The sequence below is a fragment of the Parvibaculum lavamentivorans DS-1 genome (assembly GCF_000017565.1).
In the GTDB taxonomy this organism is placed as follows: Bacteria; Pseudomonadota; Alphaproteobacteria; order Parvibaculales; family Parvibaculaceae; genus Parvibaculum; species Parvibaculum lavamentivorans.
Map to the genome: position 1 here is coordinate 1141139 of NC_009719.1, position 13520 is coordinate 1154658.

Sequence of the window (13520 nt, forward strand, 5' to 3'; positions counted from 1 at the left end):
AGCTCGAGGGAGCGATGATCAGGCCAGATAGGGAGCTGGGCGCACCGCCATCGCATTTTGCAAGCGCGGGCCGGATGAATGCGAAGGGGATCTCCGTATTCTATGGGGCTACTTCTGTCGATACAGCACTTGCCGAAGTCAGACCTCCCGTGGGAAGCCAAGTTGCTATTGCGCAGTTCGAGTTACTCCGTCCAATAAGGCTACTGGACCTGACTGCGCTGGAAGAGATTCACGAATCCGGCAGTATATTTGATCCTGAGTATGCCTACCGACTTGGACGAATGATGTTCTTGCGTAAGTTGACCACCCGGATCGCTCGACCGGTAATGCCAGACGATCAAGACGCTGAGTATCTGGCAACGCAGGCGGTCGCAGATTTCTTGGCAACAGAAGGAAGAGTGCCGCTTGACGGTATTCTGTACCCGTCAGTGCAAGTTGATGGCGCGGGCCTAAACATCGTTCTGTTTCACAAGGCAGCCAGATGCAGGGAGCTTGAGTTTCCGGATGGAACAGAGTTCAGCGCCAGGACTTTCGGCATGTATGAAGATGGGCCGGAGCCCGAGTACTGGGTTACCGAAGATATCCCCTCAAACGAGGAGGCATCGAAATCGAAAGAATCGGACGACCCTTTCGATTTCCTGTCACCCCAGCTATCTGATATCGGCAATCATGATTTTGGTGACTATGACGACCGCGAAGAGACACTCGGTGTCGATCTTCAGTCTCTACGAGTGCATGTCATCAGCGCGGTTCAATTCAGATCCTCTGAGTATCAGGTGACCCGTCATCGGTGGGGCAAATCTGAGGCTTCCTTCTAGAAAAAGTCTGATTGCGTGTTCCGCAAGGTGTTTTGTTGGTAATCACCATCAACGCCTTGCAAAAGGGCATTACGCATGCCCCGTTTGATTCCCCCGCGCCGAGCCCTAGGCATTGGAAATGCCAAGGGCCGGATTGGCGCTTTGCCCGGCATTGAGCCGGTCCGCGCCAGCGAAGGCGTATCGCCGCTTCGATCCACTCGCAGACGTTCGGCCGCTGCACCACCGGTCGGCAGGGCCTTCGTGCCCCCGACACCCCAGACCAACTTTGCCGCAGTTGGATCGCAGGCCAGCATGATGCGTGCTGGAGCGCAGCGCCTGTTTGCCTTTTTGGGTAGCGATATCAGCCGATTTCCGTCTCGTTTCCACTGCAATAGCTCTCATCCATGAGGTGAAATCTCTTCGAATTTCATGTCTCATTTGCAAAAAATATCCGCATATTTTGAAGAAATTCGGAAAGTTATTGACTCCTTTTATGCGAATTTTTATATGTGAAGCATGCAGATGCGGAGTTGAGTGAGGCGGAAATGTCCAAGAACGGTGAAAAGCGTGAGAAGTTTGTTCGGCTTGCCGAGAGCAGAACCCAGTTGGCTCTGGAGGCCATCCGTAAGCTCGGCAACCTCTCCAATCGCCGTGCTTACGAGTACAGCGACGCTGATGTGAAGAAAATCATCAAGGCTCTGAGGGACGCGGTTAGCGAAACAGAGCGGAAATTTGAGCCGTCCGTGGGCGGCTCTTCTGATAAATTTAAACTGTAGAGCTAAAGGGAGACGGCATGAAAGCCGAACCGCTCAGCATTCGCGACAGAAAGTTCCTGGTAAACCGGCTCATTCAGCAAGCGCCGACCGGCACGCTGGTGCGCGAGTTTTTCAAGAATGCCGATGAGAATGCGGCGCTTGCCGCGTCCGGTAATCGGAAGATCAAAATCTATCCGGTCGATATAGGCGGCGTTCGAAAGCTGGCGTTCTGGAATACCGGTATCGGTATGAGCGCTGCTGAACTCAAGCTGGCGACAGACCTTTCTTCCTCCATCAACAAAGATATGGCCCTTGATGGGAATTTCGGGATCGGGGCGAAGGTCTCGGGTCTGACGATGTCGAGCCATGGGATAAGATACCGGTCCTGCAAGGACGGGGAGGTCCACGAAATCATCATTGGCTACGACGACGAAGAGGAGACATATGTCCGCTATGCCGTCGAATTGCCCGGAGGGAAGTCCGATACAGTCTATGACGTTACCGATGTCGTCGAAGCAGAAGGGCACGACGCCAGCTATGACTGGACCGAGGTGGTGCTCTACGGTGAGAGTGAGGATCACGACACCGTTGCCGAGCCCCTTGGCAAAGGTTAAGTCGGTGGATCGCAGCTACATCGCCACGACAATCTTCCGACGCTTTGCGGAGTTCTCTCCCGGCGTCGAGGTGCTGATCGACGTCTCAATGACGAAAGGCGGCGGCAAAGACGAGACGGGCCGCAGTAGAACGCTGAAACCGCTGAGCGCCGTTATGGACAAGCTGCCCAACCACGAATGGGTTGAAGACCCTGACAGCGGAATCCGTGTTCACTACATTCACGACCCGAAGCACGAGAACTCAAGCCATACGCTGAGCGCTCGGGCGAACCCAGCCACGGCATCGACAACATTTTGCGCGTTGATCCACAAAGGGGAGAGATACGATTTCAAGACCAAAAAAGGATGGTCTGCGGTTGCACCCAACTTCGGCATTCCCTTCGGCTCTAAAGTTCTGACTGTCGAGATCAGTCTTCCCAGCGATATGGTTTTGCCGAACCAGTATCGCGATGGCGTAGTTTGGCCGGAGGATCGCTCTCCCGCGACTGCGGACGACTTCTCGCTCTTCGTGCGCGAGCTTATGCCGGATTGGGTGAAGGAGGTCGTGAAGGCGGAATCGCCGGGTTCGGACGAGAATCTCGATGATCTCCAGCGCGACCTTCAAGATCTCCTGGACGAGTTCAAAGTTCCGACTGCGACGCTAACTCAATCCAGGTCCACCAGCGCTTTCCCGGTAAGACCGGAAAGCGAAGGACAAGACCAGTCTGTTCCCACCTCATTCGAAGCGGATTTGTCCTTGGACGATATCGAGCTACTCGACGGGGAACAGCGGTCACGAGCATCAAGGCGTGCAACAAACAAGAAAATCAGGAAAGCCCCCGAAGGGGCAAAGCTTGCCAAGGCTTCGCAAGCGCTTGAGCGTGTTCCCCAGATTGAGATGCTGATCGATCCCGAAGAAATCGATTCCAAAAACATAAAGGGCCGTGCTGGGCGCTATTACAAGGAAGCGCAAACGCTCTTCATCAATGGCCTTTATCCGGTCGCAGAGCGGATGGCCGCCGAACTTGCTGCTGAATTGGCCGCCGAGGGTGAGCCGGAGCTTGTACGAAATGCCGCGCTACAGGCTTCTCGGCGCTCGATGGCCTTCCGTGTCGGAAAAGCCACCTGTTACGCGATAAGCAAGCGTGAGGCTGACGATTGGTCCAGCGACGATCTGGATGCGGCAACCTCGCCAGAGTCCCTCTCAATGGCGGCAGACGATTACAAGCAAAGCCTTTCCATCGCCAAGCGTTGGGCGCGCGAGCGCATCAAGATGGCTGACGTCGTTGGTGGTGAGGAGGCAGCGGCGTGATGGATGACGCTTGCCCGTACAGTCTCATTTCACCTGCATCCGCGGGCGAACCGGATGACCTTCTTGCTGGAAAGAACGTTGAAGAGGGAACGCGCCGGATTCAGGCGTTGTTGGCGGATTGGCTGCGGATGGAGAACGTCGTCGTTCTCACAGCAGCCGGCACTTCGGTCGGCGCAGGCGGAAGGATCATGTCCGGACCAGCGGACAACAATCTCGAATGCCTTGTACTGGATGCGGTTGAGAAATGCGAGCTCGCCGCCGAAGCAAAAGCGGTCATAGACTGGAAGAAGAAGAACGATTTTGGCGGAGGGGGATTCGAGGACTGGCTTAGCTATGTCTTCAACGTCTCGCATCTGACTTCGGACGAAAAGTCTCCTATCAAATCTGTTCGCTGGAAGGATGACAGCGACCTACCCACCAAAGCAGCAGATAAACTGACAGCGCTTTTGCAGCGGGCCATTTTTGCCGAATGCGCCCTCGAACTGGATCGGACGGAGTTATCTGCATCTGCCGGTTCGACCACGGTCTCCTCCGGTCATATCCCGTTCCTTGCAAAGCTGGTGGCACGAGATGCGACACTGGGGCGGACGCATCTCTTTACGCTCAACTACGATACTCTCTTCGAGCAGGCTATGGAGGAACTGGGAATACAGTATTTCGATGGCTTCACCGGTAGAGCCAGTGCGCGGTTTGATCCTGCCGTCTATGGGCTCGATGTCTATTATCCCGGTGATGTCGCTGAAGGCAGGGTTCGGCGCTTCGACAAATTTCTCCAGTTCTACAAACTGCACGGTTCTATTCACTGGGAAGTCGATGACACCGGTGACGTTCGAGCGCGGCATCGCGATCTGAGCTTTGCGCGGGCGTATCGTGGAGCGGATACAGCGGGAAAGGCAAAGCTGCTGGCGCAGCCGGAGTTTTCTTCTCTTGCGCCATTGGGCATTTTGCCAACCAGCCAGAAGTTTACGCATACGCTCGACATGCCATATGCGCATCTGTTTCGTCTATTCCATGTTCGACTGAACCAACCCCAGACCTTCTTTATAGTTCTGGGCTATGGGTTCGGAGACGATCACGTGACGCGAATTATCGAGACGGCTCTGATGAACCCGTCCTTGGTGATGCTGGTTGTTGAGCCAAATCCGGAATCGGTCATCATCTCCAAAATTCGTAAGTACCAGAGTCTGGGACAGCGTGCCTTTGTGCTAACCGAACGGTTGGCCGGGGGAGGCAAGTGCTCGTATCAGGTGGCTACGTTTTCCGACTTTGCCCGAAATGTGATGCCCGATGTTAAATGGTTGGAGGACTACAAGCGGCTGCGGACTTTCGAAGGTCAACTGAAGAAGCAAGAGTCCGACGATCAGAAGTCGGGGGCATGATGGAGCAGACACGGGTCATTGGGCATGTCGTGTCTGTAAGTGGCTTTCGCCTCAAGGTGGAACTTTCGCCGGAAACGAAGTCTTCGACGCGCGCTACGCTCGACGGTGCGCACCGTGCCGTTGCCATCAACTCATTTTTGACTTTCGATTTGGGGGCGGGCGTGCACGCGATAGGCAGCCTGTCTGATCTGGAGGCGCGAGAGACCTATGACCCCACGCAAGATGAAGAGCTTTCCCTTGAACTGATCAAGCCGCGAAGAATTGCCTCGATTCAGTTGCTGGGGACTGTGGGGCCCACGTCGACGAAGAAGTGGAAATTCGATACCGGCATTACGGTTCTACCGACACTCGACACCCCGGCTGAAGTTGCAAGCCCTGAGCTTCTCCACAGCATATTTGGCGATCCGCCAGCGCGGAATCGTCCTCAAGACTGGGGGGATAGTGACTTTGACTATGCGCTGGAGGTTGGACACCAGACTGGCGACGAGAACAACAAGGTCAAAGCCTCTTTTAACGACCTGTTCTCCAGGCCGCTGGCAATCGTCGGCAATACCGGATCGGGTAAGTCATACACGGTTGCTAGTCTATTACGCGGGATTATCGACAATGAGAAGGTAATGTCGGTAAAGGGAATTGACCCTCATATCTTCATTCTTGATATCAACGGTGAGTATGCCAACGCCTTTCTTTCTGAAAAGGAAAGTGGCTATGCGCGCGAACCTAACCGGATTTATGTGAACGGGAAGGAATGGTCCGTTCCGATCTGGCTCATGAATTCAGAAGAAGCATGCGAATGGCTTAGCGCGTCCGAACAAACGCAGCAGCCGGTACTGAAAGCATGGTGGGCTTTTTTAAAAGGGCGGACTCCAGAGGGAGGGCGCACCGAGTCCGATTTTTTAGGGGAGGCACTTGCCGCAATCCAGTTGATGTACCCTCTCAGCGGTCTTTCTAAGAATATAGCCCGGGATCGATATCTCGCTATTAGCAGTTTTCTTGAAGGTTCTGGAATTGATAAGTCCGAACTAGATGGTGCTATGAGGGAGTATCTTGCTCGTCAGCAGTCGGGTGAGTATGTCAACTTCTATGGAGCACCAGTGACCAACCCGGTTGTGATAGATAACGCTCTTCGTGCGCTATCTCCTCGGATCGAAGAAGCTCGTCCTGCGGAGAATGCCGGAGAAGCAAAGGTTCACAGCGGCGATACACCGATCTACTTTTCAGCCGGAGTGCTAGGTAACACAGCGACACTCGCCGCTGCTGCTTCGCAGGAGGAAGCTCCTCAGATCGAACAGCATCTGACGACACTTCGCATGAGGCTCAAGGCGCGCCTTGCGGACCGTCGGTGGTCCTCGCTGATCAATTACGACCAGCTTGGAATTAAGTCAGCCGCAGACTGGTTCAGGAGTCTAGGCTTTGAAGCCGGAGCATCTAAGGTCACAGTTCTGGACCTCTCGATGATGTCCCACGAGGTCTTGCCTTTTATCTGCGCCGTAGTCGGCAGAGTGCTTCTGGAGGCAAGGGAGAAACTCCCGGCGGGCAGCAGATACAGCAATCCTTGGCTTCTTGTTCTGGAAGAGGCTCACAATTATGCCCGCCCGTCGCGCCAGGGCGAAGACAGAGGGCAAGTTCTTTCGAGAAAAGCTTTCGAACGTGTAGCGAAAGAAGGGCGAAAATTCGGTTTGTCCTTGGTCGTTGCGAGCCAGCGTCCTAGCGAAATTAGCCCGACGATAATCAGTCAATGTGCGAATTTTTTCTCTCATCGTCTGCAAAATCCCGATGATATCGATCACCTCAAGCGCATTCTTCCCCGGCAGGCGCAGCGGTTGCTCGACCAGGTAACCGTACTTGGGTCAGGCGAGGCGATAGTCTTCGGGAGTGCAGTACATGTACCCGCTCGTGTGCAGGTCAAGATTCCGGCGCAGCAACCATGGAGCACAACTGCTGCGCCGTTCGCGGATTGGAGTAAGCCAAAGCCCTTCCCGTTGAAGGAAGTCATGTCGGCATGGGGCGTCGAGGACGAATAGCGTGAAGGCTGACGCGGGAAAGCGGGAAGATAATGGTCAGACAGGTTCTTTGGGCCAGCCTTTGCGCCTGCTGGTTCTCGATACGAGTCATTTCTCCGAGCTTGCGGGTTTTCGCCGGTCTCAAAAGACGCAAGCCCGTACAAGGAAGTTTGAAGCCAGACTTCTAGAGCAAGGCTATGTCCTGCTGCTGTCTATCCACCACTTTGATGAGTTGATTCAGCATGCCGATGACGCATTGGTGGACGCCAGAATCAAGTTTCTTGCAAGCCTTAGTCATGTTGTGTGGATTCGCGATCATGGCGGAGCGCTGGGGCTGGGTGGTGTGCTTGACATTCTGGTTGCAGAGGCTGAAGCGCAATTGCGCTCCCCCACTATGTCTCTTCTTCAAGTTCGGGATGCCGCTAAAGAGAAAATGTTTTTGTTCGGCAGCGGGCGGGACGCCATAGGCGGCTGCTTGCCTTTCCTAGATGAGTTGCGCGCACTAGCGATTTATCGGGCGCAACGACACAGAGAAATTATCGCGACCCAGCATGCCGATGTGTTCGACATGAGCGATGTCAAGCTCAGTACCTTTCGGGCTGGACAGAAAAGAAACTCCGGCGACTCCGTGCGCGTACTAGATGCGATGCGAACAAAGCTGGTCGGCGAAATCAATGAGCGCGGAGACAAGCGGATGGGCGATATCCGCGCACATACATCGTCCTTCTTTCAGGATGTGCTTGAGAAAGGTGCGCAGCTTGATGAGCACAGCGCTGTAGATTTGGTCGATCAAATTGCCCAATTGTTCGGGGTTGACCCAGACGCCCTGCCTCCGGATGCCACCATGCGTGACTTGGAGGCTTTGGCAACGTTTTGCCGCCAGCTCGAAGTAGCTGCGGGGGTACTCGGCCTACCGCTGGCCGACCTCAGGGCGCGATGCGCCATGGAGCGCACGCCGAGTTGTGTCGTTCAGGAAGGATTGAGAACGTATCGGCAAGATACAGCCGAGCGTAAAGGCAGCGAATTGACCGACAGGTATCTGGGATGCCTAGCGCCCTATGCCGACATCACCTTCGTGGACAAGCGGACCAAGGAAAATTTCCAAAAAGCGAGCCGGAAAGATCCCGTTTTTAAGAGCGTCCAAGGCCGAGTTGAGAAGGCTCGGAATATTGCTGCGCTGGAAAGGCTACTGGCAGATTCGGAGAGTTAGCGTCTCCGGTTTGCACTATCTAGATCAATGCCATCTATTTACAAATTGACAAACTTTGCCAATTTATGCCATGATATTGTTAGTAGGAGGTCTGTCATGGCTACAATGAATGTATCACTCCCCGACCCTATGAAGGATTGGGTTGAAGCGCAGGCTGAGACCGGACGCTACAGCAATGCGAGCGACTATGTTCGCGACCTGATCCGCCGCGATCAGGAGCGGCAGGACAAGATTTCTCATATGCAGGTGCTGGTGACGCAAGCGCTTGAAAGCGGTGTCAGCGACAAATCTATGGACGATATTCTGAACGAAGCACGGCAACGTGCGACGCGTTCATAGTGGCGGGCGATGGTATATAGACTCGCCCGCAAGGCAGAAGAAGACATCATCACGGTATATCAGCAAGGTGTAGTGCTGTTCGGCGCTGCTCAGGCTGAGACCTATCATGCACGGCTTGAGCAGGCGTTTGACTTTCTTTCGGCGAATCCAAGAGCCGCCAGAGAGCGCCTGGAAATCACGCCGCCCGTCCGCTGTCATCCGCTCGGCGTTCACATCATCATTTACCTGATCGAAGAAAACGACGACGTGCTGATATTGCGGGTGCGCCATTCCCGTGAAGATTGGGACGCCAGCCCGATCTAGCCAGGTCGCTGCAAGAGCATCACTGCTATTGCGCCTTGGACTCTATTGATTCCCTTCAAGAGACTTTTTTCGCGATCTACCTTTTGAGGTTGATTGTTGCTTCAGGCTTTATGAATTGGCCCGGAAGCAACAGGCATGGGAGCGTTCCATACGCGGCTGTCGCCGAGTTTACGGTTTGTGCCTTGCAAGGTTCAAACGGAAGTCAAAAATAAGTTCTGTACCCGGATTGAATGTGCCAGACTTGCGGTTAATGCGCTGGGCATCGGCGTGTCTGAGTACTTATTTTAGCATGCCTTTTATCGAATGAATTTATGAGGAATTAGAGCCTGATGAGTGAAAAACATAGAAAAGAAGGTTCTATATGGACGCGTTGGGATCTTCATCTGCACACGCCCGGAACGAAGCTTTCTAGCGGTTTTGGTGAGCCTACCGATGCCGTGTGGAGCGCCTACCTTGAGGCACTCGAACAATCGGATGTACAGGTTTTCGGGATCACCGACTATTTTTCGTATGACAACTATTTCTTGCTCGTCGAGAAATACCACGCTGCCTATCCGGACGGCACAAAAGTGTTCTTTCCCAACGTCGAATTCAGGCTTACTGAAACAATTAGTAAGACCGGAAAAAACGTCCATACGCACGTCATATTTGACAACGACCTCTCCAAGTGCCCCAAAGAAAAGCTGGAAGTCCTCTTCTCGGTTTTGAAAACACATAAGACCAGCAGAACAGGAGCGACCGTCCGTTGCTCTGAGTTGACCGAACAGGATTACGTCTCTGCAACCGTCAGCATTGTAACGCTTGCGGAAGCACTGCGGGAAACGTTTGGCGACGATCAGCCCTATATTATTGTGACGGCTGCCAACAACGACGGCCTCAAAAGCGTAGACACAAAGTCACCGCGTAGCCGGTCAATATCTGATGAACTTGATAAGGCCAGCCACGCGTTCTTTGGCAGTGCAAAGAATGTCGAATGGTTTCTCAGTAAGGAGCGGTATGAAGGCGGCGCTGTGTCGAAACCCAAGCCGGTTTTCTCGGGAAGCGATGTGCATTCGCCGGACGACCTGAAACGTCTTTCAGGCGATGAACCCAATTTCGAGCCTACCTGGATCAAGGCCGACCCTACCTTTAGCGGGTTGCGCCAGACTCTCTTTGAACCGGCCGGCCGGATATACATCGGCGAAAGGCCGCCGGTTTTGGTCCGACAGGACCGGGAGGGCACGCGCTTTATCGCGGAACTGAGGGTGAATCAGAAGCAAGGCTACGACGAGCGAAACGGCAAGTGGTTCAAGAATGTCGTTATTCCATTCAATCCTGAGCTGACTGCAATCGTCGGGAATAAGGGCAGCGGAAAGAGTGCGATAGCGGACATTCTTGGACTGCTGGGGGAGTCTCGGCAGGACACGCATTTTTCATTTCTCACTGACGATCCGCGAAACCGGAAGTTTCGTCGTCCGGGATATGCAGAGAACTTTGAGGCGACGGTGCAGTGGCAAAGCGGCGGCGCGCCTACCAAGAAAGTACTCAGCGATTCCGTTGATCGCTCCAAGCCCGAGTATGTGAAATATCTACCCCAGAATTACTTTGAGAGCCTCACCAATGAGATTGAGGTCAAGGCACTCCGCAAGGAAATCGAAGAAGTCGTTTTCTCCCATGTCGATGAAGCCGATCGTATGGGAACGTCGAACTTCGATGAGCTCCAAGACCTCAAAACCGCTCAAAGCAAGAGCGATATCAGCGCTTTCAAAACACGGCTTCGCGAGCTGAATATCGAGATCGTATCACTCGAAAAGCAAGCTGATCCCGCTTTCAAAAAGGCCCTTGAGCAGCAGCTCAACGCGAAGAATGAAGAGCGCCGGGTTCTCAATGCCTCGCGTCCCCAACCGGTTGCCGAACCTCCAAGTGAATCGGAGGAGCAGCAGAAGGTTGCCTCTCAGATCGCTGAGACAAGTGCTCTTCTCAGCGATTTGAGCGAGCGCGGAAAAATCTCGGTCGAGAGGCTCTCAAATCTGAAGGAAACGCTTCATAAGCTCACATCCCTCAAAGAGTCGGTTCTTTCCCTGGGCGATCGGGTGCGTGTTGAAAAAGAAGCGCTGAAAGTCAAATGCGATGAGCTGGGGCTGAATGTCGAGGAGATTGTCACCCACCAAACCGACCTCTCGACAGTAAACGAGAAAATCGGAACTGTTAGCGCAGAGATAGCGTCCCTTGAGATTGCGACCGTCACCGAGTTTTCCGATGATATCGACCTCAAGAAGATTGCGAGCGTACCTGACCTGCGCGGCGCATACACGTTTGTAGCGAGCAAGATTCAGACGCTTCGGGAAACCCTGTCTGCGCCGCAACGGCGGTATCAGAGCTTCTTGCAGGCAAATAAGGAAATTGATGAAAAAGAACGGGATATCCTTGGCGATGAGGAAGACCCGAAGCCTGGCACTATCCGTGCTCTTGAGAAAAGAATAGCCCATATCGACACGGCGCTGCCCGCGCAGCTCACGCAGAAGCGCGAAGAGCGGAAGAAAATTGTCAAGTCTGTATTCGAGAGCAAGAAGAAAGTCAGGCAGTTTTATGAAGCTCTCAAGGCAAGCGTTGAAGAGCGCCTGGCAATCGTCAGCTCCTCTGAGTTTGCCGTGACCATCGACGCGTCTTTCGTTCCTAGCCACTCTCTGGAAGAAGATTTCTTGGGGCACATCAACCAGAAAGTACGCGGCGAATTTCGCGGATCAGAAGACGGCAGTGCAAAATTTCAGAGCATGGCCGCCGATGTGGCGTGGGACGACTTCGATAGCGTGTTTGCGTTTGCTGAAAATCTAATTCAGGAAATCAGGAGCGCCCCTGTCGAGCCGCAGGTAAAGGACATAAAGGAACTGTACGACTATCTCTTCTCGTTTGAATATTTTGACGCGAGATACGAGCTGCGGCTCGGAAACAAGAATCTAAATCAGCTGTCTCCCGGCGAGAAGGGTTTATTGCTACTGGTTTTCTATTTGCACCTCGACAAGGAGAAGACTCCGCTGATAATCGATCAGCCGGAGGACAATCTGGACAACGAGAGCATCTTTTTGGTGCTGGCCTCGTGCATACGCGAAGCGAAGAAGGCGCGGCAAGTGATCCTCGTCACACACAATCCCAACCTGGCGATTGGCGCGGACGCAGAGCAGATTCTCTATGTGACCCTGAAGAAGCATGCGAACTACGAATTTTCGTATGAGACCGGGGCTATTGAGAATCCTAGGACCAACGAGGTTATCGTTCGAATCCTCGAAGGCTCTAGGCCGGCCTTTGTTCAACGGCGATTGGCATATCAGATCAAATAACCGCGGTTGTCGCGACGCGTGGCTGGCGCGCCCTTGGGCCGGGCTCTCGTGAACCGAACCCGCCTTGCGGCGGTCTCGGCCGTTCGGCTTCGATCCCTCGCGCGGGCTTAGGGTTTCGCCAAACCGTGACCCAAGAGGAGGGAAACAAAAGATGCGGAACAAAGGAGAGATGCGCATCTATGTTGCCTGTCTGGCGGCCGACAACAACGGCCGCACGTGGCATAGTCTCCAACGTAATCTAGCCTGCGATTGAAACCTACCCCTCATTTGTGCTCTTTGAGGCAGCTTCCATCGTCGCTAGTGCCGCCCACGGACTCCGTTCTCCGGTCGGCCCGGGAGCGGCAGGCGCACGCGGCGTGTCGAAGCGGTGGAGATGTTCGGGCCGCAAGTTGGTATAGCGCTTCAGCATCTTCCAGTCGCGATGCCCCGTGACCAGTGCGACCTGCTCGATGGTAAAGCCAGCTTCGAAGAGGCGGCTTGCGCCTTCATGGCGCAAATCGTGGAAGTGCAGGTTCTCTATCTTCAGGTCGCGACAGGCGCGCCGGAACGCAGTGCCAACCGAGCGTGCATTGTACGGGAAGATGCGATCGCCTTTTGCGACTGCTGTTTTTTGCTCCCGAAGAATGGCCCATGCATCGAAGCCCGTGGCGGCGAGAAGTGGCACCTTCTGATCGTTTCCATCCGTCTCGCGGGGATCCTTCCGGTCACGGATGAGGACGGTTCTCGTGTCTGCGTCGATGTCGCCCCAACGGATTCGGCAAATTTCGTCCTGCCGCATCGCCGTCGCGACGGCGAAGCGAATAATCCGCGCAAGCGGTATGAGCTGGCGAGGGTTTGCGTCGAAATACGCAATCAGGCGCTTGAGTTCGTCTGCTGTCGGCCGCCGGTCGCGCGACCGGCTACGGCCAACGACACCAAGATGTTTGAGCGCGGTACGGGCAAGGTCGACCGCTTCGGGCGAGACGGCGATCCCGTGAACCGCCGCCGCATGCGTGATGATGGTCTTTATATATGACAGGTCCATGCCGACGGTTACGGGACCGGCGCCTTCCTTGAGCCGCTCCTTGCCGAAGCGGATCAGGCGCTCGCGATTGAGGTCGGCCATTCGAACCTTGCCGAGCTTCGCCTTGAGCGCATCCAGCGTGAACGCCTTGGAGCGGCGAGGGGACCGGCCAACCTCCTGAAGCGCGGCGAGATGCAGGTCGATCAGATCGCCGAATGTGGTCGGTTTTTTTCGCGTGCGGGAACTGGGAACTTCGCCCTGGTCGATGCGGCGTTCCATATCGAGGGCCCATGCCTCCGCCTCCTTGTGTCGGCGGAAGGTCTCGGCGATATATCGTCCCTTGCGCCGGACCTGCACACGCCAGTTGCCGGAGGGAAGCTTTTTGACGGTCGCCATCGATCCCGGGTCATTTCATGTGCACTATGTGTGCACAGAGAGGTACAAACAGAGAAAATTTGGGCGTTTTTGAGTGCACACGCAGCGCACACGTTCACGTTTAAGTCCCTGAG

At 54.5% G+C, this 13520-nt stretch carries 11 protein-coding genes; 10 read left to right on the forward strand and 1 reads right to left on the reverse strand.

All coding sequences use genetic code 11. From position 1 onward, the window contains the following. Positions 1–14 precede the first annotated feature (14 nt). The 10 genes from PLAV_RS05280 to PLAV_RS05335 all read left to right on the forward strand — a co-directional run bounded on the left by PLAV_RS05280 (position 15) and on the right by PLAV_RS05335 (position 12008). Positions 15–818: an RES domain-containing protein gene (locus PLAV_RS05280; protein WP_049767719.1), complete on the forward strand. Its 804-nt coding sequence runs from the start codon at positions 15–17 to the stop codon at positions 816–818. A 524-nt stretch (positions 819–1342) separates the two neighbouring features. Beyond that, the gene (locus PLAV_RS05285; protein ID WP_012109918.1) at positions 1343–1573 is read left to right on the forward strand and encodes a hypothetical protein; all 231 of its coding nucleotides are present in this window, start codon (positions 1343–1345) and stop codon (positions 1571–1573) included. A gap of 17 nt (positions 1574–1590) precedes the next feature. Further along, the gene (locus PLAV_RS19765) at positions 1591–2166 is read left to right on the forward strand and encodes a hypothetical protein (protein ID WP_012109919.1); all 576 of its coding nucleotides are present in this window, start codon (positions 1591–1593) and stop codon (positions 2164–2166) included. A gap of 4 nt (positions 2167–2170) precedes the next feature. Continuing rightward, the gene (locus PLAV_RS05295) at positions 2171–3457 is read left to right on the forward strand and encodes a hypothetical protein (protein ID WP_012109920.1); all 1287 of its coding nucleotides are present in this window, start codon (positions 2171–2173) and stop codon (positions 3455–3457) included. Beyond that, the gene (locus PLAV_RS05300) at positions 3457–4836 is read left to right on the forward strand and encodes an SIR2 family protein (RefSeq protein WP_012109921.1); all 1380 of its coding nucleotides are present in this window, start codon (positions 3457–3459) and stop codon (positions 4834–4836) included. The genes PLAV_RS05295 and PLAV_RS05300 overlap by 1 nt, the downstream gene beginning before the upstream one ends. After that, positions 4833–6860: an ATP-binding protein gene (locus PLAV_RS05305; protein ID WP_245545222.1), complete on the forward strand. Its 2028-nt coding sequence runs from the start codon at positions 4833–4835 to the stop codon at positions 6858–6860. The genes PLAV_RS05300 and PLAV_RS05305 overlap by 4 nt, the downstream gene beginning before the upstream one ends. A 1-nt stretch (position 6861) precedes the next feature. Then, positions 6862–8049 (forward strand): hypothetical protein, encoded by a 1188-nt coding sequence (locus PLAV_RS18770; protein ID WP_012109923.1) that lies wholly within the window; start codon positions 6862–6864, stop codon positions 8047–8049. Positions 8050–8145: 96 nt separating this feature from the next. After that, positions 8146–8388: a type II toxin-antitoxin system ParD family antitoxin gene (locus PLAV_RS05325; protein ID WP_012109924.1), complete on the forward strand. Its 243-nt coding sequence runs from the start codon at positions 8146–8148 to the stop codon at positions 8386–8388. Between the two features lie 9 nt (positions 8389–8397). Next, a complete protein-coding gene (locus PLAV_RS05330) occupies positions 8398–8691 on the forward strand; it encodes a type II toxin-antitoxin system RelE/ParE family toxin (protein WP_041535862.1) in 294 nt (97 codons plus the stop codon). A 329-nt stretch (positions 8692–9020) separates the two neighbouring features. Then, positions 9021–12008, forward strand: coding sequence for a TrlF family AAA-like ATPase (locus tag PLAV_RS05335; protein WP_012109926.1), 2988 nt, complete (start codon positions 9021–9023; stop codon positions 12006–12008). Positions 12009–12264: 256 nt separating this feature from the next. Here the strand turns inward: PLAV_RS05335 and PLAV_RS05340 are convergent, their stop codons facing one another. Beyond that, positions 12265–13407: an integrase gene (locus PLAV_RS05340; RefSeq protein WP_012109927.1), complete on the reverse strand. Its 1143-nt coding sequence runs from the start codon at positions 13405–13407 to the stop codon at positions 12265–12267. Between the last annotated feature and the right edge of the window lie 113 nt (positions 13408–13520).